22 protein-coding genes, 1 tRNA gene and 1 pseudogene are annotated in these 26,640 nt (G+C 67.7%); 11 read left to right on the top strand and 13 right to left on the bottom strand.

Translation table 11 applies throughout. From position 1 onward, the window contains the following. Nucleotides 1-37: 37 nt before the first annotated feature. Nucleotides 38-910, bottom strand: a complete 873-nt coding sequence (locus G6N51_RS22740; protein WP_083171652.1) for an alpha/beta fold hydrolase — start codon at nucleotides 908-910, stop codon at nucleotides 38-40. Between the two features lie 110 nt (nucleotides 911-1,020). Between G6N51_RS22740 and G6N51_RS22735 the strand changes: the two genes are divergently transcribed. The 4 genes from G6N51_RS22735 (at nucleotide 1,021) to G6N51_RS22720 (ending at nucleotide 5,937) form a co-directional block, all read left to right on the top strand. After that, nucleotides 1,021-1,926 carry an NYN domain-containing protein gene (locus tag G6N51_RS22735; RefSeq protein ID WP_083171653.1) on the top strand — a complete coding sequence of 302 codons (906 nt, stop codon included), beginning with the start codon at nucleotides 1,021-1,023 and terminating at the stop codon, nucleotides 1,924-1,926. Further along, nucleotides 1,907-3,100 carry an MFS transporter gene (locus tag G6N51_RS22730; RefSeq protein WP_142274925.1) on the top strand — a complete coding sequence of 398 codons (1,194 nt, stop codon included), beginning with the start codon at nucleotides 1,907-1,909 and terminating at the stop codon, nucleotides 3,098-3,100. The genes G6N51_RS22735 and G6N51_RS22730 overlap by 20 nt, the downstream gene beginning before the upstream one ends. Before the next feature lie 154 nt (nucleotides 3,101-3,254). Beyond that, complete coding sequence (locus G6N51_RS22725; protein WP_083171713.1) at nucleotides 3,255-4,484, top strand: cytochrome P450; 1,230 nt, start codon at nucleotides 3,255-3,257, stop codon at nucleotides 4,482-4,484. A gap of 103 nt (nucleotides 4,485-4,587) precedes the next feature. Beyond that, nucleotides 4,588-5,937 (top strand): hypothetical protein, encoded by a 1,350-nt coding sequence (locus G6N51_RS22720; RefSeq protein WP_083171655.1) that lies wholly within the window; start codon nucleotides 4,588-4,590, stop codon nucleotides 5,935-5,937. Between the two features lie 147 nt (nucleotides 5,938-6,084). Here G6N51_RS22720 and G6N51_RS22715 read toward each other — a convergent pair whose 3' ends face one another. The 3 genes from G6N51_RS22715 to G6N51_RS28970 form a co-directional block, all read right to left on the bottom strand. Next, a complete protein-coding gene (locus G6N51_RS22715) occupies nucleotides 6,085-7,020 on the bottom strand; it encodes an alpha/beta hydrolase (protein WP_083171656.1) in 936 nt (311 codons plus the stop codon). A 221-nt stretch (nucleotides 7,021-7,241) separates the two neighbouring features. After that, complete coding sequence (locus tag G6N51_RS22710; RefSeq protein WP_083171657.1) at nucleotides 7,242-9,800, bottom strand: cation-translocating P-type ATPase; 2,559 nt, start codon at nucleotides 9,798-9,800, stop codon at nucleotides 7,242-7,244. Further along, nucleotides 9,797-10,732 carry a ferritin family protein gene (locus G6N51_RS28970; protein WP_197747126.1) on the bottom strand — a complete coding sequence of 312 codons (936 nt, stop codon included), beginning with the start codon at nucleotides 10,730-10,732 and terminating at the stop codon, nucleotides 9,797-9,799. The genes G6N51_RS22710 and G6N51_RS28970 overlap by 4 nt, the downstream gene beginning before the upstream one ends. A 207-nt stretch (nucleotides 10,733-10,939) precedes the next feature. Between G6N51_RS28970 and G6N51_RS22700 the strand changes: the two genes are divergently transcribed. After that, a complete protein-coding gene (locus G6N51_RS22700; RefSeq protein ID WP_083171658.1) occupies nucleotides 10,940-11,683 on the top strand; it encodes a 2-thiouracil desulfurase family protein in 744 nt (247 codons plus the stop codon). A 606-nt stretch (nucleotides 11,684-12,289) separates the two neighbouring features. On the opposite strand, the gene G6N51_RS22695 is transcribed toward G6N51_RS22700, so the two are convergent. Continuing rightward, nucleotides 12,290-12,454, bottom strand: a complete 165-nt coding sequence (locus G6N51_RS22695) for a hypothetical protein (RefSeq protein ID WP_158086211.1) — start codon at nucleotides 12,452-12,454, stop codon at nucleotides 12,290-12,292. 162 nt (nucleotides 12,455-12,616) lie between these two features. Then, a complete protein-coding gene (locus tag G6N51_RS22690) occupies nucleotides 12,617-12,838 on the bottom strand; it encodes a hypothetical protein (RefSeq protein ID WP_083171660.1) in 222 nt (73 codons plus the stop codon). Nucleotides 12,839-13,212: 374 nt separating this feature from the next. Here G6N51_RS22690 and G6N51_RS22685 point away from each other — a divergent pair, with 374 nt between their 5' ends. Continuing rightward, nucleotides 13,213-13,506, top strand: a complete 294-nt coding sequence (locus G6N51_RS22685; RefSeq protein ID WP_276055277.1) for a PepSY domain-containing protein — start codon at nucleotides 13,213-13,215, stop codon at nucleotides 13,504-13,506. A gap of 166 nt (nucleotides 13,507-13,672) precedes the next feature. On the opposite strand, the pseudogene G6N51_RS29720 reads toward G6N51_RS22685, so the two are convergent. Further along, a pseudogene (locus G6N51_RS29720) lies at nucleotides 13,673-13,753 on the bottom strand (hypothetical protein); the annotation flags it as partial. Nucleotides 13,754-13,853: 100 nt separating this feature from the next. Here G6N51_RS29720 and G6N51_RS22680 point away from each other — a divergent pair. From G6N51_RS22680 to G6N51_RS22670, 3 genes are read left to right on the top strand one after another with little or no spacing between them, the layout of a single operon-like run. Next, nucleotides 13,854-14,561: a response regulator transcription factor gene (locus G6N51_RS22680; RefSeq protein ID WP_306460839.1), complete on the top strand. Its 708-nt coding sequence runs from the start codon at nucleotides 13,854-13,856 to the stop codon at nucleotides 14,559-14,561. Continuing rightward, a complete protein-coding gene (locus tag G6N51_RS29495) occupies nucleotides 14,558-15,886 on the top strand; it encodes an ATP-binding protein (protein WP_083171663.1) in 1,329 nt (442 codons plus the stop codon). The genes G6N51_RS22680 and G6N51_RS29495 overlap by 4 nt, the downstream gene beginning before the upstream one ends. 47 nt (nucleotides 15,887-15,933) lie before the next feature. Beyond that, a complete protein-coding gene (locus G6N51_RS22670) occupies nucleotides 15,934-16,950 on the top strand; it encodes a cation diffusion facilitator family transporter (protein ID WP_083171664.1) in 1,017 nt (338 codons plus the stop codon). A 26-nt stretch (nucleotides 16,951-16,976) separates the two neighbouring features. Here G6N51_RS22670 and G6N51_RS22665 read toward each other — a convergent pair whose 3' ends face one another. The 5 genes from G6N51_RS22665 to G6N51_RS22645 all read right to left on the bottom strand — a co-directional run bounded on the left by G6N51_RS22665 (nucleotide 16,977) and on the right by G6N51_RS22645 (nucleotide 24,618). Next, entirely contained in the window at nucleotides 16,977-18,053 is a 1,077-nt protein-coding gene (locus tag G6N51_RS22665) for a PDR/VanB family oxidoreductase (protein WP_083171665.1), read from the bottom strand. Between the two features lie 10 nt (nucleotides 18,054-18,063). Beyond that, a complete protein-coding gene (locus G6N51_RS22660; RefSeq protein ID WP_372510077.1) occupies nucleotides 18,064-18,984 on the bottom strand; it encodes an alpha/beta fold hydrolase in 921 nt (306 codons plus the stop codon). 9 nt (nucleotides 18,985-18,993) lie between these two features. Further along, nucleotides 18,994-19,902 carry a metal-dependent hydrolase gene (locus G6N51_RS22655; RefSeq protein WP_083171666.1) on the bottom strand — a complete coding sequence of 303 codons (909 nt, stop codon included), beginning with the start codon at nucleotides 19,900-19,902 and terminating at the stop codon, nucleotides 18,994-18,996. Between the two features lie 30 nt (nucleotides 19,903-19,932). Next, nucleotides 19,933-23,172 (bottom strand): thioester reductase domain-containing protein, encoded by a 3,240-nt coding sequence (locus tag G6N51_RS22650; protein WP_083171667.1) that lies wholly within the window; start codon nucleotides 23,170-23,172, stop codon nucleotides 19,933-19,935. 459 nt (nucleotides 23,173-23,631) lie between these two features. Further along, nucleotides 23,632-24,618 carry a diacylglycerol/lipid kinase family protein gene (locus G6N51_RS22645; RefSeq protein WP_083171668.1) on the bottom strand — a complete coding sequence of 329 codons (987 nt, stop codon included), beginning with the start codon at nucleotides 24,616-24,618 and terminating at the stop codon, nucleotides 23,632-23,634. Nucleotides 24,619-24,709: 91 nt separating this feature from the next. Between G6N51_RS22645 and G6N51_RS22640 the strand changes: the two genes are divergently transcribed. Next, a complete protein-coding gene (locus G6N51_RS22640) occupies nucleotides 24,710-25,597 on the top strand; it encodes an oxidoreductase (protein ID WP_083171669.1) in 888 nt (295 codons plus the stop codon). An 18-nt stretch (nucleotides 25,598-25,615) separates the two neighbouring features. Further along, entirely contained in the window at nucleotides 25,616-26,533 is a 918-nt protein-coding gene (locus tag G6N51_RS22635; protein ID WP_083171670.1) for a DMT family transporter, read from the top strand. A gap of 7 nt (nucleotides 26,534-26,540) precedes the next feature. On the opposite strand, the gene G6N51_RS22630 is transcribed toward G6N51_RS22635, so the two are convergent. Next, nucleotides 26,541-26,624: transfer RNA gene (locus G6N51_RS22630), tRNA-Tyr, on the bottom strand. Between the last annotated feature and the right edge of the window lie 16 nt (nucleotides 26,625-26,640).

The following is a 26,640-nucleotide window of genomic DNA, read 5'->3' as shown; positions in this document are numbered from 1 at the left end:
GAGCGCGGCGCGGCGCGATCGATTGCCGTCGCCTCAGCTACAGCTGCGCCTGGGCACTCTGCGTGTCGTGGCGGTCGCCGGTCGCGATGAAATCCTCGATCAGCTCCACCACCTGGTTCGGCGCCTCCACCTGTGCGAAGTGGCCGACGTCGGGGAGGATTTCCAGCCTCGCGTCGGTGCGGGCCTCGTGCGCTGCGTACGCGTGGTCGACCGGAATGATGCCGTCGCGCTCCCCCCAGATCGCCATGACCGGGAGGTCCTCACGCAGCCGCAGCCTGCTGAGCGCGCTGACTGCCTGCCCGCGGTAGTCGACCACCGATCGCAGCGTCCGAAGAAACGACTGGCGCGTCTCGCCGTCCGACAGCGACGTGTAGGCGCTCCAGATCTCGGCCCCGCGCGGCGAGTGGATGCCCGCGCCTCTCAACCACGACCTCAGTTTGTTGCCGACCGACAGCACGGGCTTGGGCGCGATGATGGGCAATACCAGCTCCGCCCCCGGCGCCGAGAGCAGGCGCAGCACCCACCCCACATCGGGGCCCAGGCCGCCGCTGCTGATCAGGATCAACCGCTTGGCGTAGTCGGGATGCTGATAGACGAACTGCATCGCGACCCCGCCGCCGAGGGATTGACCCACCAGGGTGGCCTGGCTGACGCCGAGTTCGTCGAGCAGGTCGCGCAGCCAGACCGCGAAGGCGCCCAGCGAGTAGTCGGTGCGCGGTTTCGCCGATTCGCCGTGTCCGAGCAGGTCCGGGGCGATGACCCGGAATTTCTTCGACAGCGGAGGTATCACCGACCGCCATGTCTCCGAACTGCCCGCCATGCCGTGGATGAGCAGTAGCACCTCACCGTCGCCCTCGTCGCGGTAGGCGACCCGATCGCCGTGCAACTCGAGGAACTTCAACTCGTTCATTGCCCAGGTGTACCCGATATGGCTGCTGTCTAGGGCCCCGCCGGGGCGAATCGTGACGGAAAACGCTTCCGACCGCCACAGTGCCGGACGCCTCAGCGATGATTTAGCCCATGACGGAACCCATCGCGGCCCGCGTGGCCGTCTACCTCGACTTCGACAACATCGTGATTTCACGATATGACCAGGTTCATGGCCGAAGCTCGTTCCAGCGGGACAAGGCCAAGGGGCTCGAGCAGTATGCCGAGCGGCTGGATCGGGCCACCGTCGACGTCGGCGCGATCCTCGACTTCGCGTCGTCGTTCGGCACCCTGGTGCTCACCCGCGCGTACGCGGACTGGTCGGCCGATATCAACGCCGGGTACCGCGGGCAGTTGGTGGCCCGCGCAGTTGACCTGGTGCAGCTGTTCCCCGCGGCGGCCTACGGCAAGAACGGCGCCGATATCCGGCTGGCCGTCGACGCGGTCGAGGACATGTTCCGGCTGCCCGACCTCACCCACGTGGTGATCGTGGCCGGCGACTCCGACTACATCCCGCTGGCCCAGCGCTGCAAGCGGCTGGGCCGGTACGTGGTGGGCATCGGGGTGGCCGGCGCGTCGAGCCGGGCGCTGGCGGCGGCCTGCGACGAGTTCGTCATCTACGACTCGCTGCCGGGCGTGCCGGCGCTCGAACCGGGTCCCGCGGCGGCCGACGCCGGCGACGAGGCGAAGCGACCGAAGCGACCGGCCGGGCGCGCCAAGACGGCGCAGCCCGAGGAACCGGAGCCGCCCGATCCGCAGGCCGCCGCCACGGCGCTGCTGACGCGCGCGCTGCAGATCGGCCTGGAGAAGGACGACGTCGACTGGCTGCACAACTCCGCGGTGAAGGCACAGATGAAGCGAATGGACCCGTCGTTCAGCGAAAGATCTTTGGGATTCCGGTCATTCAGCGATTTCCTGCGTTCGCGTTCCGATGTCGTCGAGTTGGACGAGACGTCGACGACCCGGATGGTGCGGCTTCGTGCCCAAGAGTCAAACTGACGCGGGCCCCCGCTGGCTCACCCGCAACGTTCGGGTGCTCTCCGGGGTCTCATTTCTGCAGGACACCGCCAGTGAGCTGCTGTATCCGCTGTTGCCGATCTACCTGACGGCCGTGTTGGGCGCGCCCCCATCGGTGGTGGGAGCCGTCGAGGGGGCCGCCGAGGGTGCGGCGTCGCTGACGAAACTCGCCGCGGGCCCGCTCGGCGACAGGTTTCAGCGCCGCCCGCTGATCGCCGGCGGCTACGGGATGGCCGCGCTCGGGAAGGTCATCATCGCGGTGGCGGCGGCCTGGCCCGGTGTGCTGGCGGGTCGTGTCGTCGACCGGCTCGGCAAGGGGGTCCGCGGCGCACCGCGGGACGCACTGCTGGTCGACGGCGTCGCCGAGCCCCTGCGCGGGCGGGTTTTCGGATTCCACCGCACGATGGACACCCTGGGCGCCGTCGCCGGTCCGCTGATCGGGTTGGCGGGCTACGAGCTGCTGGACCACCGCATCGCCCCTCTGCTGTATATCGCCATCGTGCCCGCTGTCCTGTCCGTGGCGCTCGTCTTTCTGGTGCGCGAGCGGCGCCGCGGTGCCCCGCTCGCGCCGCGGCCGTCGATGTGGGCCGGTGTGCGCTCGTTGCCGCGGCCGTACTGGCGGGTGACCGCGCTCCTGGTGGTCTTCAGCATGGTGAATTTTCCCGACGCCCTGCTGTTGTTGCGCCTCAACGAGATCGGCTTCTCGGTGGTGGGGGTGATCCTGGCGTACGTCGGGTACAACGCCGTGTACGCCCTGGCCAGCTACCCGGCCGGATCGCTGGCCGACCGCGTCGGCCGCCCGGCGTTGTTCGGCCTCGGCCTGACCTTCTTCGCGGTTGGTTACATCGGGTTGGGGCTGACCACCGACATCGTGACCTCCTGGCTGCTGATCGGCGCCTATGGGTTGTTCACCGGGTGCACCGACGGCGTCGGCAAGGCCTGGATTTCCGGGCTCGTCGATCAGGAGCACCAGGCCAGCGCGCAGGGCCTGTTCCAGGGCGCGATCGGCTTGGCCGTCCTGGTGGCAGGGTTGTGGGCGGGGTTGCTGTGGGGTTCGAACGGCCAACTGCCACTGCTTGTTTCGGGGATCATCGGGGGCGTGTTCGCGCTGGCGCTGCTCGGCGGCCAGTTGACCCGCGGCATGAGGGGCCGGTAGCCGCCGCTTGGTGGCCACACGGCCGATGCTTTTTGTATGGCCGGCGGCGTCGAATGGCCGCGGCTACGCGCGAGGTCGTTGACAGCCCACGGGCGCGGCCATACATTGTGTGCAAGTTGTCGCGGACTATTCGCGCAACCTCGAGGAGACCGTCATGACCGTCGGTACCGTTGCCACAAGCGTTTTCGATGCCGATCTGCCGACGCTCACATACGGCCCCGAGGAACCCCCCGCCGACGTCTATCCGCGCATTCAGGCGGCGCAACGGCACGCCCCCGTGGCCATCGGACCGCACGGACCCGAAGTCCTGTCCTACCAGCTCGTCCGCTCCGTCCTGCGCGACGGCCGATTCCACATCCCGCCCGGCATCAATCTGCTCGCCCAGGGCGTCACGTCGGGTCCGCTGTGGGACAAGGTGGTCAACAGCCTGCTGTGCCTGGAAGGCGACGCACACCATCGGCTGCGCAGCCTGACATCGAAGGCGTTCACGCCGCGCGCGATCCTGAGGCTGCACGACACCATGGCCAAGGTGATGAACGAGCTGGTCGACGGGGTCGCCGACGCGGGCCGCTGCGACGTCGTCACCGACCTCGCGCGCCCCTACCCCGTCCCGATCATCTGCGCATTGCTCGGCGCGCCCCGCGAGGACTGGCAACAGTTCTCCTTGTGGGCCGACGACGTCTTCAAGGCCTTCAGCTTCAGCGTCGACCTCCGGCAAGTCGAGCCCGTCGTCATGGAGGCCTGGCGGCAGCTCGACGACTACGTCGACGACATGGTGGCGCGGCGGCGGCACAGCCTGACCGATGACCTGCTTTCCGACCTGATCCGCGCCGAGGACGACGACGACCGCCTGAACACCGCCGAATTGCGAATGCTCGCGGGCGGCCTGCTCCTGGCGGGGACGGACACCACCCGAAACCAGGTGGCCGCCTCGGTGCACGTCCTGTGCGAGCACCCGGAGCAGTGGGACCTGCTCAAGGCGCACCCCGAACTGGCGATGCGCGCCGTCGAGGAGACCATGCGCCACTCGCCGATCGCGTGCGGAACCCTGCGGCTGGTGATCGAGGACGCCGAGCTGGACGGCTACCTCTTTCCCGCCGGCACGATGGTCCTGGTGAACACCGCCGCGGCCAACCGCGACCCGGCGGTGTACGACGACCCCGACCGCGTCGACATCACGCGAGCGGGCGCGCCGCCCATCTTGACCTTCGGCGGCGGCGTGCACTACTGCCTGGGGGCCAACCTGGCCCGCCGCGAGATCGCCGAAGCGCTGAACGTCATCGCGGGCCGCCTGCTCAACCCGCGCACCGCCGGGCCGGTTCCGTGGAAACCGATGGTGAGCCTGAGCGGCCCCGAGAGCCTGCCCATCGAGTTCGACCGATAGCAGGTCCGCGGCCGGGTGTGACGAAGACCGCCTGACACAAGTCGCGGTGGGTCCCGGCCCGCTTTACGCTCGTTGGTTACACGAACTTAACGGGGGTTTCTTGATGCGGGCGTTTACGGGGCAAACTGTGCCCAAATGGGGGCTTGCCCTGGTCACGTCCGTTGTCTGCCTGGCCGTCGTTTCCTGTTCGGAAACCGCGTCGCCCCCCGCGGCGGTCCCGACCACCTCGACTTCCGCCGGTAAAGCGACCGCCCAGTCGGCTCCCCTGCCGCCTCCGGTGACGGGTCCGCTCGAGAAGGACTGGAAAACCTACGGCGCAACCGCGTACTTCGGTTGTCCCGATAAATTCTCGCCGGGCAAATCCGCGCTCGAGGGCATCCGGCCCAAAGTATTCGATACGAAAACCGGGCAATACGTGGCGCCCGGGGTCCCCACGGTCCCCGCCGGCGAGAATCTGACCGGGGGCATCTGCGCGCTGACCGGCACGGCGGAGGACATGAAGGTCGTCTATCTGACGACGACCGTCAAGCCCGCGCACGGCCCGGAACCCGAGGTCGCCAAGGCCACCGCATACGCCTTTGACCTCAAGACCAACCATCCGTTGGTGACCAAAGAGCTGCAGCCGCCGAACCCCGACCTGAAGTTGACCCCACCCAACGACTGGAGCCTGGCGGCGACCGCGTCGGGTGTCGCGTGGGTGAACGCCTTTACCGACGGGCACAGCGCCACCTCGGCGCCGCGGACCGTGATCCTTTCCGGTTCGGATCTCTCGCCGATGTGGGACGACCCGCAGCCGGGTCATGCGTGGCAGGACGTGTTGTCATTCCAGCGAAACACCGACGCCGCCAAGACGTCCGGTGCCGAGCTGCGCCGGCCAAGCGGGGAAGCGATCTATCAGGACAACGACATCTGGACGGTCGATGGCGAGTTATCCGACGGCCCGGACAAACTGGTGAAGATGACGCACTGGGATTCCTACAATCCCCCGGTGGTCTCGACGATGTTCTACGACCTGAACGCCAAATCCGTCATCAAAGTCGGTGACTCCGACAAGGTTTCGGGCGGCGGGCTCTCCGCCACGTTGTCGGACGGGAAGCTCTTCATCGACGGCCGCAACTCCGATAATTCGCAGTTCGGATTCGGGGTGTGGAACCTGCGCACGCAGCAGTGGGACTTGCTGAAGACGCGCGACGACGCGAAGAAGATGCCAATCGCCAAATTGGCGTTCTTCGAGGACCACCTCTACATCACCAACGTCGGCAACACGTTCGCCGTCCTCGCCCTGCCTGCCACCGACCCGATCGCGACCACCTGGTCCGTCCGGCCCTTCGCGCGGATCTCGGGCTGGACCCTGGTGTGCCGCGGTGAGAATGCCGCGGCGCTGAACGGGGAGTGCAAGGACATCGTGATGGTGCAGGACCAGGACGGCCACTTCCCCGGCCCGTGGACCTGAACCCGTCAGCCAGGCTTGTCCGCGGTCGCAATCAGGATCTCTTCCGCGTGGCAGAAGACGAGCATGTGACCCTCGTCGCTCGTCGTGCATCGCGGACGGCCCACGAATACCCCGCGGCCCGGCGCGCCTTCGACTTCCAGCGCGTCATCAGCCGCGGGCGCCGTTCGCCGAAGGACCGCCAATCAGGTGGCGGTGCAGAAACTCCGTCTCCACCGCGCTGATCGTCTCGAACAGAGTTCCCGTGTAGACGTCGAAGTGCCCCACCGGATAGCGATGCAGTTCAACGTTATTCATCAGCGACGCTATGCGAGCGCCGAACCTGGGCGAAGCTTGCAGGTCGCGGTCCCCGATGCACATCAGGACCGGCATGCGTAGCTTCTCTGCGGTGCCTTTGCGATAGCGGGGCAAGGCGAAAAGCATGCGCGGCGCAAGCGCATTGCGCCAGCCGACGGCTTCGCCGCCCAGCGCCTCGAACGCGGCTCTGGCCTCAGGCTCGGTGAACACCGCGACCATTCCGGAATTCGCCACCACGGGAACCAGATACGGCTCCCTACCCAACTTTGCCCCCACTACATCGCGCACGGCCGCGACTGCGAATTGCGCAGTCCGCCACGTTACATCCCAATTGAGACGCTGGCGCAGCATGCGGCCGCGGTGCCAGCCGTCGATAAGCGGTACCTGCGACACCACCGCAGCGATATCCGGATCGGTTGCGGCTACCGCCAGCACGTGTCCACCGCTGAGCGACGTCCCCCACAAGGCAATACGATGCGGGTCGATGTCGTCACGACCGCGCAGGTATCGCACCGCCGCGCGGTAGTCATCCTGTTGTTCGGCAACCTTGATGACTTGCCGGGGCTCGCCGCCGCTGGCGCCGAAATTCCGATAGTCGAACGCGAATGCCGCCAAGCCCGCCTTCGTGAACTTCTCCGCATACGCGGGCAGGCCGAGGCGCTTGGTGGCGCTACCGCCGTGCCCCATCACCACGCAGGGCATCCTGGTGCCGACGGTGGTGGGCAGGTAGAGATCGGCCACACACCGTGTGCCGTCGGACTCGAAAAAGACTTCGTTGAGTGCTGCCAATTCTGTTCCAGGTTTGAGTCGCTACAACTTCGTCCCAATGTGCACCATCGACTCGTGCATAACCAGAATCGAAAGGAGCGGCCTTTGATGACTTTGGCCCCTCATGAACGTCCATGCAGATGCCGATGCCGCCGGCGTAAGCGGTGGACGATCACCGTCTGACCGGCAATCGAATAGCCGGGGTTGGGCACAACTCTGGGCACGGTCGCTGCCACCGGGTGCTAGCGCCGCGCTGCGGCGGTCTTGTAGATCTCGAACCACGCGACCCCGATGACGCCGGCCGCGACGGCGATGATCCAGTCCCGCGGTGTGATCGGGCCGAAGTTGAAGGCGCGGCGCAGTCCGGGAACCACCAGCACCATGACGAGCAGCGAAGCCGCCGCGGCGAGTATCCACTTCAGGGCGCGGTTGCGCCGCTCCCGGAACGTTCGCCAGATCGGAAGCCGCCATGACCGATTCACCAGAATCAACGCGAGATTGCCGACGACGAGCGCGACGAACGTCACCGAGCGGACGACATTGTCGGGGCGATCGTTGAGCGCTGCCCACAGGAAAACGCCGAGGGTAGCGGCGAGCACCGAAAGCCCTTGCAGAGCGGCAATTGTCAATACGCGTGCACCGAACATCCGCTCGTTCGGCCCGCGCGGCGACGATTCCATGATCTTAGGGTCGGTCTCCTCGGCTTCGAACACCACCGAGCACGCAGGATCGATGATGAGTTCGAGGAATGCGATCTGGACGGGCAGCAGCACGAGGGGCCAGCCGGCGACGAAAACCGGGATGAGCGACATGCCAACGATCGGGATGTGCACGGCGATCACATAGGCCATCGCTTTCCGCAAATTGTCGAAGATGCCGCGGCCCTGCCGCACTCCACCAACGATCGACGTGAAGTCGTCGTCGGTGATGACGAGCCCAGCGGACTCGCGGGCGACGTCGGTGCCATGCGCCCCCATTGCGATGCCGATGTTGGCCGCGCGCAACGCCGGAGCGTCATTGACGCCGTCACCGGTCATTCCGACCACTTCACCGTTGGCTTGCAGGGCGCGGACGAGTTGGAGCTTCTGCTCTGGCACCATTCGGGCGAAAACACTGACGGATCGGATGCGGCGAGCCAGCTCATCATCCGACATCACTTCGAGATCCCGGCCGGTGATGCAGCCGGCGGCATGGTCTAAGCCGATGTCGCGGGCGATCGCCAGTGCGGTGCCGGGATAGTCGCCGGTGATCATGATCGTGCGGACGCCGGCGCGCCGGCATTCAGCGACCGCACCGGCCACGCCCGGGCGCACCGGGTCATTAAGACCAGCCAGCCCGAGGAATTCGAATTCGAAGTCGTGCTGCTCGGCCGGCAATGCGGTGTGGTCGTCGAAGCGGGCGCACGCCACCGCGAGGACCCGTTGGCCGCCGGCGGTGGCGCGCTCCACATCGGCGGTCAGTGCGGCGAGCTGGTCGGCGGTGAAGTGGCACAGGTCAGCGATCGCCTCGGGTGCGCCCTTGGCGGCGATGACGAACTTGCCGCCGTCGGGCGAGCGCCAGACGTGCGACAGCGCCAACAACCTTTCCGAGAGCGGATATTCGCGCACCAGTTCCCACGCGGCGTGGACGTGTTCGGTTCCGGACAGGTACTTCTCGCCAAGTTCCCTGAACGCTTTGTCCATCGGATCGAACGGATCAACGGGCGAGGCCAGCACGGCAAACTCCGCGATGGTGTGAAACGCCTCGGGTAGCGGATCCTCGCCAAGGGTATGAGCATGCCCGTCAACGATGAGCTGGCACACGGTCATTCGGTTCAGCGTCAGGGTGCCCGTTTTGTCGACGCACAGGACCGTCGCCGATCCCAGCGTTTCGATCACCGGGGGACGCCGAGTGAGGACCTGCTTACGCGACATTCGCCAGGCGCCCAGCGCCAGAAACACCGTCAGAACCACCGGAAACTCCTCCGGCAGCAGCGCCATCGCGGTCGCGATGCCCGCGAGCACACCCGTAAGCCAATTGCCTCGTGTCAGCCCGTAAACAATCACGACGACGACCGCGACGGCAAGACCGAAAACGGCGAGAATTCCTACGAGGCGGTCGATTTCCCGTTGCAGCGCAGTGCGCTCCGGCTCTATCGTGCGCAGCGCCGTTCCGATCTTTCCCAGCTCGGTTCCTGCGCCGGTTTCCCTGACCACCGCAACGCCGTGGCCCTTGACCACCAGGGTTCCCGAAAAGACCCACGGCGTCGTGTCCCCACCGGGTCGACCCATGGCCGCCGACATCGCCGGCGGCTCGATCGACGCCTTCCGCACCGGCACGGATTCGCCCGTCAGCGCTGCCTCGTCAACCGAAAAGTTCGCGCATTCAAGGAGGACGGCGTCAGCGGGGACCCGGTCCCCCTCGGCGAGAAGGACCACATCGCCGCGCACAACGTCGCGGCCGGCAATGCGTACCTGCGTCCCGTCCCGTACGACGAGCGCCCGGGGCGACGACAGGTCACGCAGCGCGGCCAGCGCCCGTTCAGTTCTGTGCTCCTGATAGATCGAAATCGTGATGACCACGACGACGAAACCCAACAGCATGATGCCGTCCAGCGGCTCGGCCACCAGGAAGTTCACCAGGCCGGCACCGAGGAGCAGGAGCAGCATGGGCTGGCGTACGACATCCCAGGCTTCCTGCAGCAGGTTCCGCCGCATCTGGGCCGCGAGCTCATTGGGTCCGTCGGCGGCGAGCCGACGCGCGGCCTCCTGGGCTGTTAGCCCGGACAGGGCCGCGCCGGCTCCTGCCTCCGCCAGGGTCATGACGCAGTCAGCGCCTTCTGAAAGGTCTGCTGGTGGATCTTCTCGTCGCCGGCGATTTCCCGGAACAGGTTGGCGGCCTGAGGGTTTCCCGCCTGATCGGCTTGGCGGGCATAGTCGGGATACATGACATCGGCCTCGTGCTGCTCACCGTTGATCGCGTCTTGCAGGTTTGCGTTGGTGTCGGTGGCCACCAACCCGGCCAGCGTGGCCAGCATCGCGAAATGCTCGTTCAACTCAAAGTTTGCGGCGTTGGTAAAGAGTTGCGCCACCGCCGAGTTACCGTCTCGTCGTGCCTGATCGGCGTAGCGCATGTATTTCGCGTAGGCGAACGCCTCGCCCTGCATCGCTGTGCGCAGGTTCGCCAGCGTGGCCCCGGACGACCGCGGGGGCCCGGCCGTGATGGCCGCCGGTGCCGGCGGTGCGCCGGCCGGAACCGACGCGCCACCGCCAGGGTTGCTCACCGCGTTCAGTGCGGCCTGGAAGTCCTTGAGGTGGGCTGCCTCGTCGGTGCCGATTTCGCTGAAGGCGGATGCCGCGGCCGGATCGTTGTCAGCGGTGGCCTGCTTGGCGAAGCCCGGATACATGGAGTTGGTCTCGGTGGTCTCGCCGTTGATCGCGTCGCGCAGGTTGGCCGCGATGTCTCTGCCCAGCCCGACCAGATCGGCCTCGCGGGCAAAGTGATCCATGTGCTCGGTCTGGGCGGCGTTGGTGAAGTCCTGCGCGGCCTGCGCCCGCCCGGCCTGCTGCGCCTGAGTCGCATAAGCCAGATACTTCGCATGGGCGAGCGCCTCACCGTGCATGGCTGACAACGCATTTGATCGGGTGGAATCGGCCAGGGATGACGATGCCGGTGGCGCCGGGTGACTCGAGCATGCGGTCACCAGCAGCGCGGCAGTGCAGACCACAACCTGGAACCACTTCGCCTGATACATGGTGAACCTCGCAGTCGATGTGTCGATCGTCTCGCTATAACGCCGACGGTAGTTTTCGGTGCCGCGTCAGGCCAAGGGGCGGAAGTCCTGTGTTTGCATCGCCTGGCGGCGCTGTTTTCGCCCGGGCGGCTCACCTCCGCCGATCGATCAGGGCGGGTGGCGGCCGAAACTGCTCCGCACCGGACGAGCCGAGATAACGTGTCGACCATGCGCCGTAGACGGACACCGTCCCAAGCGCAGCTGCTGCTCGACCAGCTGCGCGATGAGCGCGGTCGGCGGATTGTCCTCGTGTCGCACTGTCTGCTGAACGAGAACACGCGTTACGCCGGCGGCGCCACCCGACCGGGTGCGGTGTCGGAGTCGGTCGAGGAGCTCATCAGCGAGGGTTACGGCATTCACCAGCTGCCGTGCCCGGAGCGGCTGGCCTGGGGCGGGACCCTCAAGCCGCACAGCCTGCACCTGTACCACTCCAAGGGCGGACTGCTGTACCCGCTGCGCGGTCCGTTGCTGCGCGGATTCGTCGCCTGGACCCGCCTGGTCTACCGGCGGCTGGCGCGGCGGGTCGCGCGCGACGTCGCCGACTACGAGCGGTCCGGGATCACCGTCGCGGGCATGGTCGGAATCGGCGCCTCGCCATCGTGTGGGGTCACCACGACCTTGGACATGCGGGCATCGCTCGAGGTGGTCGCATCCTGCCCGGCCGCCGCCCTCACCCGCGACGTCATGAACGAGCGCGCCGTGCTCGGGTGCCGCCGCAAGGGCGAGGGCCTGTTCATCGCCGCGCTGGACCGGCAGCTGCGCCGCCGAGGGGTGGAGGTTCCGGCGTTAGAGCACGACCTCGCGGCGGAGCTTCGCGGTTCCCAGCAGACCCTGCTTGCCGCGGGCGCGTTGCGGACGGTGAGGGCACTCGGGAATTCAAAGACCCCCTCCCACGACATCGCAAGCCACTGAACTGCTTCCGGATGCTCAGCTGGCACAAGCACAGGTCAGGGCACGCAATTCGGGGCACGTGCTCGCGCGGCACAGCCTGAACACGCTTGCCATAGTTACCCTACGGGGGTATGGTTCCGGGCATGAACGAGACAGACACCTGCCACTGCAAATCCACCGGATGCACCTGTGGCGACTCCGCCTGCACCCAGGCCGGCGGCTGCGCCTGCGGCCACCCCGCGTGCACGTGTAACGACTAGTCGCCTGCAAAGAAAAGGCCTCAACCCTGCCTAGGCAGACCGTCATCGATGCCAGCCCCAGGCCATAGTGATTAATTTCCCTGCGATTTCGATCCTCTGCGCCAGTGCAACCATCGCCCTCGGCTTGGGCATTGACCTCGCGCCGGGGGCCAGTGCCGACCCGAACCCATTCGGCAATCTGAGCTGCTATTGCCAGCCACCACCGGGCCTCGGTCCTGACGTCACCGGTCAGATCGCCGGGGGAATCCGCGACGGCCTCTCTCGACTGCAGGCCCATCGAGGCGACTCATCACCTGCCCGACCCTGACGCGAGGCCGCCCGGCAACGCAGAGGACCTATGGCCCTACCCCGTAGGGGTATAACGACGTCAAATGGGTGGTACGCACAAATCGAGAGCGGAGACTGTGATGAAATCTCGAGCGATGACGGCGATCGCGCTGTCCAGCGGTGCGGCAGTGCTGACCCTGGCGGCAGCCTTCGGCAGCGAATCACCCAGCACCACGACCACATCGATTGCAACCCCGACGTCCACCGTTGCACCGGCGCCCCCGACCACTGCCGGTCCAGGAGCACCCGCGGCCAGTCAGCCCACGAGGGGCTTCAACGGCCCCGGAGGCGACACGGGTTGCATTCCTCATATCAACTGCTAGGCCGACCGCGCCGGGCTCTCGGCCGGCCTCGAGGCGTCTCGTCGCTAGAAGAGGTGAGGCGTGCTTCGGTGATGCCGGTGGTCGTAATGCACGACCGCCCCGACCACGCCGGCCCCGACGCCGACGCAGGACAGCAGGGCGGCGGCCGCCACCATCGCCCAACCCGGGTGGCCGGTGCCCGCCGCGAAGAGGGCCATCGGCAGCGCCGCGAACGCAAGGAGTGTGGCAAACCACCCGGTCCAGGCGGCGAATCTATTGAGCATCATGACAGAGCCTCCTTAGCCGTCAGTCACGATCATCGTCCTCGTAACGACCGGCCGGCAAGGTTCCGGATGAATAGATTCCTTGTCGGGGCGTACCTGCGCCGTTGAACCGTCGGCCCAGCTGAGCGCGACGCCCGCAACCCGGCGGACCGAGCGGGCAACGGGCCATGGCGATCACCATCGAGGCGATGCCGCCGCTCGCAGGTCCGAATCCTCCACCTCGGCGGTCATTGCGTCGCCAAGTTCAAAGCCTGCATGCCCGACTCAGCACGAAGACATGCATGCGGGCAAACGACTTCGAGCACATTCATCCTGGCTTCATGTGCTGGCGCTAGCGTCGCTTCCATGATCAGGTCAAGACGAGAAGGGACGAATCGATGAGGGCCAGAACGAAAATCGGCATCGGCGTGGCCAGTGCCACCGTCCTAGCGGCCATTGGCGTCGGCGTCGCCGCCGCCGACGACCAGGAGATCACCGGGCCGCCCGCCGATCAGGCCCGCGCCGCGGCGGTGCAAGCCATTCCGGGCAAAGCCGGGAAGGTCGAAAAGGAAACCAACGAGGGCGCCGCGTATTACGGGGTAGTCGTCACCAAACCCGACGGCACTCAGGTCGAAGTTCACCTAGATCAAGGCTTCCACTTCGTAGGGACTGAAGCCCCGGATAATGACTGACCGGGAGGACGAATAACGTTGTCGCCGAGCACCAGCCATGGTGATCAGCCGATCGCGTCAGTCAAACCTCGTGGCTTGGGCCGGCTCTACGCCGCCCGCAGATCGGTGGCGTCGAGCGCCGGGCGCAACGCCTTCGCCAGGGTGACCGCGTCATCGACGCCCCAATAGCGACATCGATGTCGACCGGCGGCTGCACCGTCGGCGCCGGGATGGCCGGCCCGATCGATGTCGCGTCCAGCGCCGCTTTCCTCATCGCAGCTTCATCAACGCCAACTACACCTGCTTTACCTCAAATAGAGACGATGATGGGTGTGGGCCTGGTGGCACCTCCGAGTGCAGAGAGGGTGGTGGCAACGGTGCGAGTGCTGGTGGTCGAAGACGAGCCCAAGATGGCCGACCTGCTGCGCCGCGGTCTGATCGAAGACGGCTACGCCGTCGACATCGCCGCCGACGGCCCCAGCGGCTACCAGGCCGCGATGGCCTATGACTACGACGCGGTGGTGCTGGATGTGATGCTGCCAGGCATGTCCGGCTTCGATATCTGCCGGAAATGGCGCAACCGGCAGAAGTGGGTACCGGTGCTGATGCTCACCGCCCGCGGGGCGGTCACAGACCGGGTCGCCGGTCTTGATGGCGGCGCCGACGACTACCTCACCAAACCGTTTCACCTCGACGAACTCTTCGCCCGGCTGCGATCACTCATCCGCCGCGGGCCCACACCACGACCAACGGTATTGACCGCCGGATCGCTGCGTGCCGACCCCGCCAGCCACCGATGCTGGCGCGGCGAAGTTGAGATTTCCTTGACCACCAAGGAATTCGGATTACTGCAGCTGCTGCTGCGTCGGCCCGGCGCGGTACTTAGCCGAGACCTGTTGATGGAGCACTGCTGGGACTTCGCCTACGAATCACGTTCCAATGTCATCGACGTCCACATCCGCGCGCTACGCGACAAGATTGACCGGCCGTTCGGGCTGCGCTCCATCGAAACCGTCCGCGGGATCGGCTACCGAATGCGCACCGACGGCGGTGTGCCCGAGAAAACGGGCAGATGATTCGACGCTGGCCGATTCGGATCAGGCTCACCGCCGCGTTCACCGCCGTGACGGGGCTGGTGCTGTTGGTCGTGGCGACCCTCACCGTTGCCCACACCAAAGAATCGCTCGACGCGGCGATCACCGAGTCCCTGTCCACTCAGCTGGCCAACCTCCGCCCGATCGCAGCGGATGACGATCCGTTGCTGGCCGGAGGCGATCCCGACACCGCACAGCAGATCGTCGCCCCCGGGGGCCACGTGCTCGCCGCGACCTCCAATCTGGGCGGGCAGACCGCGCTGTCACCCTCCCAGTTGGGGACCGCCCAGCGAGGGAAACTGGTAACCGATCAGCCGCGGCTCGGCAACCTGCACGGGCCGGTGCGGCTGGCCGCGGGCCCGGCGGCCGGTGGACGCGTCGTCGTCGCGGCCCAAAGCCTGGCCGACCGGGACGCCGCGGTCGCGGATCTGCGCAACGAGCTCGCCGTCAGTTTCCCGCTCCTTCTGTTGGCCACCGCCGTCGGCGCCTACCTGCTGGCAGCGGCCGCCCTTCGACCGGTCGAACGCATGCGCGTCCGTGCCGCAGGCATCAGCGCGACCGACGCGGACGCCCGACTGCCCGTCCCGCCGGCCCGTGATGAGATCCGAGACCTGGGAACGACTTTCAATGAGCTCCTGCAGCGGCTGCAGGTCGCCTTGGAGCGGGAACGTCAATTCGTCACCGATGCGGGCCACGAACTGCGCACCCCGCTGAGCCTGCTGACGACCGAACTCGAACTCGCACTACGGCGCCCACGAAGCAATCCCGAATTGGTCGCCGCAATGCACTCGGCCCTGCACGAAACCACTCGGCTGTCCCGATTGGCGCGCGACCTGCTCGCGGTCGCAGACACCGGCAGACGGGCCGACCCGCCGACCATCGACCTCGGTGGGATCCTGGCCGGCATCGGCGAGCGCTACCGCCACAGCCTAGGCGCCCAGCTTGAGATTGACTGCCCCGCAGGCCAACATGTCCGCGTCCAGCCAGACGACCTGGACCGGATCGTCGACAACCTCATCGACAACGCCGCCCAGCACGGAGCCCCGCCGATCACCGTCCGCGCCCAGGCGACCGCCGACGGCGTCGAGATCCACGTCGGCGACCACGGTCCGGGATTTCCGCCCGATTTCCTCCCCCACGCTTTCAACCGATTCACCCGCGCAGACAACGCGCGGACCGCCGGCGGCACCGGCCTCGGATTGGCCATCGTCGACGCCCTCACGCGGCGCAACCATGGCACGGTCACCGCCGAGAATCACGCGGAAGGCGGTGCCGAGATCACCGTCAGGTTGTCGGGCGCGAGCTGAGTGATTTATTATCTGCGTATGCATGCAGGTAAGCGGCCAGTGCCCAGATGAGCACCCCCGGCGGGCACGACCACGACCACCACCATGGGCCTGGTCACCCGCATGCCCACGGACTTCGCGGCCTCGTTGCCCACCTGTTCGTCCCGCACAGCCACGACGCCGCCGACAGTGTCGACACCGCCCTGGAATCCAGCGCGGTCGGCATCCGGGCGGTCAAGGTCAGCCTCGTCGGCCTGGCGGCCACCGCCGCCATCCAGGTGGTCGTCGCCGTCATCTCCGGGTCGATCGCGCTGGCCGCCGACACCATTCACAACTTCTCGGACGCGCTCACCGCGGTCCCGCTCTGGATCGCGTTCTCGCTGGGCCGGCGCGCGGCAAACCGGCGATACACGTACGGCTACGGGCGCGCCGAAGACATCGCCGGTTTGTTCGTCATCGGCATGATCGCCCTGTCGGCGATCATCGCCGGGTACGAAGCCGTGCTGCGGCTCATCCACCCCGTTGCCGTCGAGCACGTCGCCTGGGTCGCCGCCGCCGGCGTGATCGGCTTCCTCGGAAACGAGGGCGTCGCAACCTACCGCATCCGGGTCGGCCGCCGAATCGGCTCGGCCGCCCTCGTCGCCGACGGCCTACACGCCCGCACCGACGGATTCACCTCGCTGGCAGTGCTTTTCGGGGCGATCGGCGTCGCTCTGGGCTACCCGGTCGCGGACCCGGTCGTGGGCATGCTCATCACGGTGGCGATTGTCGCGGTGCTCTACCGCGCCGTGCGGGAGATCTTCCGCCGGCTGATGGACGCGGTGGACCCCAAGCTGGTCGACACCGCCGAAGCATGCCTTGCCGCCCGGCCCGGCGTCCGTAGCGTGCGAAGCATCCGGATGCGCTGGATCGGGCACCAGCTGCACGCCGACGCCGAACTCGACATCGATCCCGGCACCAGCCTCGAGGACGCCCACCGCATCGCCCATGACGCCGAACACGAACTGACGCACGCCGTGCCCAGGCTCAACAGCGCGCTCGTCCACGCCTATCCCGCGCACCACAGCGAACAACACGGCGTTTAGCTCCGGCCGCGCCCGCTTCCGCGTTTCTAGGCGTCGATCACCAGCCGATCGCCGTGGGCGCGCGAGACGCAGACCAGCATCTCGCCGTCGCCCTCGCTGGCGCGGCCGCGCCGATCGACCTGTCCGGCAAGCACTTTCACCTTGCAGGTGCCACAGAAGCCTTGCTGGCACGAGTACGCGGTGGTCGGGTCGCCGTCGAGCATGACGTCAAGCGCCGAGCGGTTCGCCGGCACGCTGAGCACCCGCCCCGAACGGGCGAGCTCCAGCTCGAAGGGGGTGCCGTCGACGACGGGCGGCGGCCCGAACCTTTCGTAGTGCAGCGGAGCGTCGGCGTGTCGATCTCGCGCCGTGCGCACCGCTTCGAGCATTCCGGCCGGGCCGCACACGTAGACGGCCGTCGTCGGCCCGGCGTCGGCAAGCAGCTCCTCGACGGTGGCGATGCGGCCACGCTCGTCGTCGGCCCAGACGGTGACCCGCCCGGGCGCCATTGCCAGCACCTCGTCGAGCAGCGGCATGTACTCCCGGCTGCGCCCGACATACACTGCGCGCCAGTCGATTCCGCGCTGCTGGGCGAGTGAGATCATGGGCAGGATCGGTGTCACGCCGATGCCGCCGATCACGAACAACACCTCCCGCTCGTCGGTGACGAGATAGAACGCGTTGCGGGGACCTTCGAATTCGACCCTGGCCCCCACGTCGAAGGTGTCGTGCATTTCGATCGAGCCGCCGCCGCCGTCGGCGATCCGTCGCACCGCGATGCGGTAGTCGGTGCGCCGCCCGGGCGGACCGCACAGCGAGTACTGGCGGCGGCGGCCCGACGCCAGCCGGATGTCGATGTGCGCGCCGGGAGTCCACGTCGGCAGCAATCCGCCTTGCGCGTCGGCGAGCGTCAACGCGACCACGTCCGGGGTGAGAAGTTCTCGCTTGGTGACCACCGCGGTGTTGGTCCGATGCACCGGCACGACCCGCGATGGATTCCACCGCGACGCCGACGCCAGACCGCCGAACAGGGTGCCCACTCCCCACAACGCCGTGTAGAGGCGATCGCGCTTGCGGCGACCGTACAGGTCGGCCGGTCTGCTGCTCCAAATCGCATGTGCCACAGCGAATGTCCTATGCCTGTCGGATGTCGGTGCCGGCGACCTGGTTGATCCACTCGGCGGTGAGCCGGGCGATGACCTCGGGATGGGAGGACACCACCCAGTGCCCGCCGTCGATGTCGACGACCCTGCCGTTCGGCGGTATCGCGCCGGTGAACCGCTGCAGGGGCGGCGAGACGAAATAGTCCCTGCGCGCCACCAGCACCTGCACCGGGACGGCCGTCTGCGGCAGCTCCTTTCCCGGGGCCAGGAACGGTCCCGGCATGTTGGCGCGGTACAGGTTGAGCCCGTTGACGTAGTCGCGGGTCGAGCGGGTGGTCGCCGCGCGCGCCCGGCCGGCGCCGCGTGGGCGGCCGATGAGTTCAACAGCGGCGAAGACGGCCACGCTGGCCCGGGACCAGATCGCCAGCTCCGGCACCCCCGGGCAGAGGAAGAACCAGATGTACGACGACGCCAGCGCCTGCTTGAGCACGTCGAACACGCCGCGGGGCGTGCGCGCGGACCGCAGGAACCTGCCCGCGTAGTTCAGGTGCGGGCCCGAGATCGACGTGAACGAGGCGACCTTACGCATCACCGCGTCGTCGGTGACCGCCGCCCAGGCCTGGATGGAACCCCAGTCGTGGGCCACCAGGTGCACCCGGCCCGCGCCGAGGCTGTCGATCACCGCGCCGATATCCGAAACCAGTTGGGGCAGGCGGTATCCCGCCCGCCTCGCCGGCTTGGAGGATTCACCGGTCCCGCGCACGTCGTAGGCCACGACGTTGAAGCGGCCGCCCAGTGCGTCGGCGACGCCGTCCCACACGTGGTGGTTGTCGGGGTAGCCGTGAATGGCCAGAACGGTGGGGCGCCGGCGGTCGATCTCCGCGTAGGCGTGGACGGCGAGGGATACGCCGTCGGAGGCGACCACGGTGCGGGAGTGAGTCATCTCTGCCATGTCCGGCTCTCAGTGCGCCGCGCGCGCCGCCGGCGAGCGGGCCAGGTAGTCGACCGCGCGGCCCACCCCGCCCAGTTTGGACGGGTGGAAACTCGGCGTGTAGTAGGCGCCGATGACCCGCAGGAACTGGAACGGCCCGGGCACCAGGCCCCGGCGCGCCGCGCTGAAGTAGTCGCGCCAGCGCGGTTTGGCGCCGGGCGGCAGGTGCGGGTCGACCGAGTACATGAACCGCACGCCGCGGATGAACAACCACAGCAGCGCCGGGGTCACCAGCAGCTGGGTGCGCACCTGCCGCCAGTACCCGGCGCGCAGATGCTTCATGGTGTCGAACGCGACCGCCTTGTGTTCGACCTCTTCCGCGCCATGCCAGCGCAGCAGGTCCAGCATCACCGGGTCGGTGCCCAACGCGTCGTGTTGCGGGGTGTCGAGGATCCATTCGCCCAGGATGGCCGTGTAGTGCTCGAGAGCCGCCACCATCGATACCCGCTCGAGCAGCCAGCTCTGCCGTCGCCGCCAACCCCACCCCGGCCGGCCGCCGATGAGTTGGGAGAACAGCCAGGCCATCTGGTCGGTGAAGGGCGTGACGTCGATGCCCTTGGCCGCGAAGTGGTCCAGCACCCCCGAATGGGCCTGGGAGTGCATGGCCTCCTGGCTGATGAAGCCCTGCACGTCCAGCCGCAGCTGATCGTCCTTGATCAGCGGCAGCGTGTTCTTGAACGCGTCGACGATGAACTCCTCGCCGGCGGGCAGCAGCAGGTGCAAGACGTTGCAGAAGTGGGTGGTGAAGGGCTCGTTGGGCACGTAGTAGAACGGCAGCGCCGCCCAGTCGAAGTCGACGTCGCGCGCCTGCAGGACGATCCGCTCGTGGTCGAGCGAGGCGTCATGCGGGCCGGTCGCCTGGTCGTCGACGGTGAACATGGTGACCCCCTTGCTTGGTTGTCGCGCGGGTCAGGCGCTGCGTTGCTCCTCGGCCTCAGCCTCGGTGATCAGGCGCTCACTGCGCAAGAACCGGACGAGATTGTCGACCGTCTCGGTCAGCGCCGGTTCCCGCAGCCGGACGTCGGCCAAAGCGCGCGCACGCTGGTATTGGGTGTTGCCGTAGCGCTTGTCCCGCATCGCGGCGATCTTGTCCGCCGAGCGGGTGAGGAAGTCGACCAGCGGGTAGATCGGGTCGCGCGGCGTGCACCGCCGGTTCATCTCGGCGGCGAAAGACGAGATGTCGTGGTACTCGAAGCGGTAGCCGTAGCGCTCGGACAGCACCCGGGTGATGTCGGTCATGTTGTAGTAGTCGTCCGCGGTCATGTTGAACACATCGCCCGCGCCGGCCGGCAGCTCCATCAGCGCGACGATGTGGTCGGCGATCAGGTCCGCCGGCAGCAGGCTGAGCTGGTTGAGCGCATTGGCGGCGACGCCGTGCTCGATCATGAACGCCATGGTGCGCACCAGGATGTCGTCCTGGCTGCCGAAGCCCGCGCCGGTCGGTGAGATCAGCGAGGGCCGGAAGATGCGCACGTCGAGGCCCTGGCGCTGGGCGGCGAAGGCCAGCTGCTCGGCGACCCACTTCGTCTGCGAGTAGCCGAAGTCCAGGGCGTTCATCTCCAGGTTGGCGTCGGACTCCCCCACCACCGGCTTGACGCTCCATCCGTAGATGAAGGTGCTGGAGACCAGGTGGAAGGTCTTGCGGTGGGCGGTCATGGCCAGCCGCAGCAGTTCGTGCGTGCCGGCCACGTTGGCGGGCCGCAGGGCGTCGTAGGTCCGGACGTAGTTGACCAGGGCGCCGTTGTGGACGATGACGTCGACGCCCTCGGCCAGGCGCTGGAATTCCGGCGCGCCGAGGCCCAGGTGCGGCTCGGCGAGGTCGCCGCACACCACGCGCACCCGCTTGCGGACCTCGGCTTCCAGCGCCGGGGACCACAGGCGGGCCTTGCGCAGCGACGCGACGATCCGGTCCAGCCCGTGGGCGGAGTCCGTGGCGCGGATCAGCGCGTGGACGGTGTACGACGTCCGGCCCAGCAGGCTGGCGACCAGGAACGGCCCCAGGAACCCGGTGGCGCCCGTCAGCAGGACGTCGCTGGGCGCGCCCGGCCGCGCCGGCGGCAGCGCCGGCAGGGGCAGCTGTGCGTCGGCCCGCATCCGTGCGATCTCGTAGGCCTCGTACTCCGCCGAGATCTGGTCCAGCGCCTGGCGCAGCGCGTCCAGCGGCCGCCCGGACCCCTCACCGAACTGCCGCATCAGCCCGAAGAACTCGGCCACCGTCAGTCGCTGCAGCAGGCGCGTGTTGACCTCCTCGGCCAGCGCCCCGGCGCCGTGCTCCTCCAGCAGGGCCTGCAGATCGGAGCGCAGCTCCGCGAGTGCCAGCGAGTCGATGCCGAGATCCGCGAAGGAGCAGTCCTCCTCACCTGTGAGGTCATAACTTTCGATGAGGTTGCGGAACCGGTCCAGCGGGCCCCGGTCCGCGTCCGGCAGGTCGTGGGGCTGATGCGTGTAGACCGACAGCACCGGCAGCTTGCCGTCCAGCCAGAGCTGCCGCGTCGACGAGCGCCTGATCTTCCCCGAGGTGGTCTTGGGGATGCTGTGCGGCGGCACGAACGCGATCGCATGCGGGTCGATGTGGCCGTGCCGGCGGATGGCCCGCGCCAACGCCTTGCCGTCCGGCAGCGCCTGCGCGTCGCGGACCTCGGCCACCACGGTCAGCGCTTCCTGCTCGTCGTGCTCCACCGCGAAGGCGGCGACGCAGCCGCCGCGGACCTCCGGCGCCGACCGTTCCACGATGCCCTCGATGTCCGAGGGGTAGCAGTTGACGCCGCGGACGATGATCAGGTCCTTGCTGCGGCCGCAGACGAACAGCTCGCCCTCGTAGAGGAAGCCGAGGTCACCGGTGCGCAGGTAGGTGTGCTCGTCGTCGCCGGGGATGCGGGCCGCGAAGGCCTCGGCGGTCAGCTCGGGGCGGTTCCAGTAGCCGCCGCCCTTGGACGGCCCGTCCAGCCAGACCTCGCCGACCCGGCCCTCGCCGAGGGCCCGCCCGGATTCGGGGTCGACGATGCGGACCACGTTGCCGTCGATCGGCTTGCCGCAGCTCACCACCGGGGCCTGGTTGCTGTTCTGGGGCTGAGCCTTTTCGACCCGGGCGAGATTCTGCTCCAGCGCGCGCTTATTGAGGGCCAGGGTCTGGCGTCCGCGAAGCGAGACGATCAGGGTGTTTTCGGCCATGCCGTAGGCGCCGGTGAGCGCATTGGGGTCAAGGCCGTAGGGGGCAAAGCGCTCCCGGAAGCGCGTGAATGTGCCGGCGCGCAGCGGTTCCGCGCCCACGACGATGCTCTCCAGGCAGCTCAGGTCGATCCCGGCGAGCTCGGAGGTGGGCAGTTTGTCCTCGCGCAGGCACAGCTCCAGGGCGAAGTTGGGCACCGGCGTGTGGGTGGCGCGCACGTCGCTGATCAGCCGCAGCCAGGACGACGGGCGCTTGAGGAAGTCCAGCGGCGACATCGCGTGCGTGGTCCCCCCGACCAGCAGGATGAACAGGTAGGCGGAGATCAGGCCCATGTCGTGGTGCTGCGGCAGCCAGCTGACCAGCACCTCGCCGCCCGCGAAGGCGGAGGCGTTGGCGATGACGTTGGCGTGGCTGACCACCACGCCCTTGGGGTCGCTGGTGGAGCCGGAGGTGTATTGAAGGAAGAGCACCGGCCCGGGCGTGTCGGGGACGGGCGCGCCACCGAACTCCTGCGTGCCGTCGGTTCCGAACCACGGCAGTTCCGGGGGCCGTTGGGCGTCCGGCCAGGGCGATCCGCCGTCGAGGTGGTTGAGCAGCAGGCGGTAGTCGTACTCGAACTGCTTGGTCGACAGCACCGCCTTGGCTTGGCAGTCGCGCGCGATGAAGGCGAGTTTGGCCAGCCCCGACTCGAACGACATCGGCAGCGGCGGGCTGACCGGTACGGCGATCACCCCGATGCGGGCGCACGCATAGAACGCCGCGACCATCTCCAGACTGGGCGGGTAGACCAGCAGCGCGCGATCACCCCGGCGCAGGCCCGCTTCCGTCGTCAGATAGGCGGCCAGTTCACGCGTCCGCTCGGCGAAGGTCTGGTAGGTGTAGTGCTCCTGTTCCCGGCCTTCGTCGTCGACGAACCGGAAGAGGGTCTTGTCCGGTGTCAGCGCTTCCCGCTTGTGCAGATGATCGATGAGCGTCTCCATCGCAGGAGCCACCCCCTTCCGGGTTAACTATTGCGCGATAAGAAGTTTCGTATCAATTGGTAACGCCCAATGTAACGCCGCTGGCCGGCACTAAGCAAAGCGTGCGTGGGCTTTGTTGGGCATTGCACATTCACCACACAGGCAAGGCACATCAACGGCTTCTTATCAGGGGTGACCCACCCGCAAACGCGTAGATCAGTATTTCCTATTATCGTTTCTAGCTAGCCGTTTAGCCGCTTCTGCGCTCCGTAGACCAGTGGATACTGACATACGTAATTATGCTTATCCTGAATTATCACCGGAGCAACGGTCCTGTTTTCCGGCCGCATTTCATATCGGCACCGCAAATGACATAACGCGGCCGAAAGCGAGCCGAATCGGTGCTTTCCCATTCGTGCCGGACAGCGATTTCCGCAACGGGCGAGCCGGCCAGCGGTGCTGATCTACTGACGTACGGAGTCAGCCGATCCGGGCGACGCGGATGAGCGGGCCGGCGCGGGCCACCAGCCGGGTGATGCCGACGAACCGTTCGCCGTCGATGATCGGCGAGAGCGGCTCGCCCTCGGCCTCGATGACCATCTCGCGCCCGTTGACGTCGCGCACCCGGCGACCGCGCACCGTCCCGTTGGTGAGCGCCGCGGGAAGCTGCGCGACGATCCTCGAGGGCCTTATCTCACCGGCCTGGAAATGCAGCGCGCCCGGGTCCTGGGCCTTCGGGAAAAGCCGGAACGGCCCACCGATCCTCAGGTCGATGGCACCGGCGTGCAGCAGGCGATGCGTCCGCGTCGGGACCTCCTCGCCGTCGATGACGACTCGGGCGCGCGTCGGGGCGAACAGCAAGGACGCGTAATTGGAAGCCTGCGAGCGGCCGACCTTGGACGCGAGGTAGTCGCGGAACGAACGCCCGATCACCTTCGCGACTTCGCTGCGCCCGTGGTCGGGCTTTCCGTAATACATGTCGTAGAACCGGTTTCCGACACCCCCGGCGGCCAGCCCGAAGCACAGGCGATGAAACGCGGCGCCGTCGGCGGTTTCGCCGTCGAGTCGCAAGGTGTCCAGGCGTATCTCGGGCGGCGGCCGGTCGGCCGCCGCGGCCGCCGCCAGCGCGCGGATGACCGCGTCGGGCCGCCCGCGCACCCCCGCCTTGCGGGCGACGGCGTTGACGCTGCCCCCGTTGGTGGGCACGAACGCCGGCCAGCGTTCCGGATCGCTCTCGCAGCGCTCCATCTCGTTGATCAACCAGTGCAGCGCGCCGTCCCCCCCGTCCGCGACGAGGTGAGTGACCCGCGGACGGAGTTCGTCCAGGGTCTTGGCGAGCTCCTCGGTCGAAGCGGTTTCATGCACCTCGCCCGACGGGCCGACGATGCGGCGCAACTCGGCGACGCGGTCGCCCCGCGCGCGGCGATTCCGGCGCGCGAGCGGATTGACGATGACCCCTAGATACATCCGTGGCGTCCAGGTGAGGTTCCGCTGGCCATCCCACGCACGATACCTGCGGCGTTCCGATGGGCCAGATCACGTAGTTAGGGTGGGCTGCATGCCAGGTTGGACCGCAGCGGAGTTGCCTTCGTTCGCCGGACGTAGCGTCGTGATCACCGGGGCCAACGCCGGCCTGGGCGAGGTCACCGCACGTGAATTGGCGCGGGTCGGTGCCCGCGTCGTGCTGGCGGTGCGCGACACCGACAAGGGCAAGGCCGCCGCCGAGCGAATGGCCGGTGATGTCGAGGTGCGCCAGCTCGACCTGCAGGATTTGGGCTCCGTGCGGCGCTTCGCCGACGAGATGGGCACGGTCGACGTGCTGGTCAACAACGCCGGCATCATGGCGACCAAGCACGCGGTGACCGCCGACGGCTTCGAGGGCCAGATCGGCACCAATCACCTCGGCCACTTCGCGTTGACCAACCTGCTGCTGCCCAAGCTCACCGACCGGGTGGTGACGGTGTCGTCGCTGATGCACCACTTCGGCTACATCAGCCTCAAAGACCTCAACTGGCGGTCGCGCCCATATTCGGCGTGGCTGGCCTACAGCCAATCCAAGCTGGCCAACCTGCTGTTCACCAGCGAACTTCAGCGACGGCTCAACGCCGTCGGTTCCCCGCTGCGCGCGCTGGCCGCCCATCCCGGCTGGTCGCACACGAACCTGCAGGGCAACTCCGGCCGAAAGCTGGGCGACGCGGCGGTCTTGGCCGTCGACCGCATCGTGTCCACCGACGCCGAGTTCGGCGCCCGGCAGACGCTGTACGCGGTGTCACAGGACCTGCCGGGCGACACCTACGTCGGCCCGCGCTTCGGCCTGTATGGCCGCACCCAGCCGACCTGGCGTCACTGGCCGGCCAAGCGGGCGGGCACCGCGACGGCCCTGTGGGACCTTTCCGAGGAGCTCACCGGCACCGCCTTCCCGCTCTCGGCGAGCGGTTTGCCGTGACGCGATTAAATTGGTGACATGTCGAGGGCTGATATGGCGGCGATCCTCGCCCTGTGCGCCGCGCTCGCGTCGGCGATCGGCAACGTGGTGCGTCAGCGATCCGCGCAGGAGGTGACCGACAAACCGGTCGGCCACCTGGCGCTGTTCGGCATGCTGTTGCGCGATACCCGTTGGTGGATGGGCGGTCTGGGAGACATCGCCAGCTACTGCCTGCTCGCCGCGGCCCTGGACAAGGGCTCCGTGCTGTTGGTGATGTCGCTGCAGGTGACCGCGCTGCTGTTCGCCCTGCCGATCTACGCGCGGATGAGCCGTCACCCGGTCACCCGCGGCGAGTGGATATGGGCCGTGTTGCTGACCGCGGCGTTGGTGGTCGTCATCTCGGTCGGCGCTCCGGTGGGCGGTCAGGAACGCGCGCCGGCCCACGTCTGGCTTGTGGTGGCCCTGGTGATGGCCCCGCCGCTGCTATTGGGACTGCTGGGCGCCCGGATCTGGTCGGACCGTCCGCTGGCCGCGCTGTTGCTCGCGGCGGTCGCCGGATCGTTGCTGGCGGTCTTCGCGGTGCTGATGAAGGGCGTCGTCGACATCCTCGAACACAACCCCGAACAGTTGTGGACCAGGCCCGAGCTGTACGGCTGGGTGTTCTGCGGGGCGGCCGGGATGATCTTTCACCAATCCGCTTACCGCGCAGGCGCTTTGACAGCCTCGTTGCCGACGATCATCGCCGCCAAGCCCATCGTGGGCGCGGTCCTGGGCATCACCGTGCTCGGCGAGACGCTGGACGCCCACGGCTTTGATTGGGTGGTGCTGGCCGTGGCGGCGGTGTTGGTGATCGTCGCGGCGGTCGGCCTGGCGCACGGCGAGGCCGCCACCGTGTCGGCGGGCGCCGGGCGCGACGTGCGAATCGCCGACGAGCCGAAAGCGTCGTCGCCGCTCTGACGAAGTGTGGTGGCAGGTACAGGATTCGAACCTGTGAAGCTTTCGCGACGGATTTACAGTCCGCTCCCATTGGCCGCTCGGGCAACCTGCCGCCAGACAGGTTACAA

Source organism: Mycobacterium paraseoulense (assembly GCF_010731655.1).
GTDB lineage: Bacteria > Actinomycetota > Actinomycetes > Mycobacteriales > Mycobacteriaceae > Mycobacterium > Mycobacterium paraseoulense.
The sequence above is the reverse complement of the archived record's forward strand: the minus strand, read 5'-3'. Positions and strand labels throughout refer to the sequence as shown.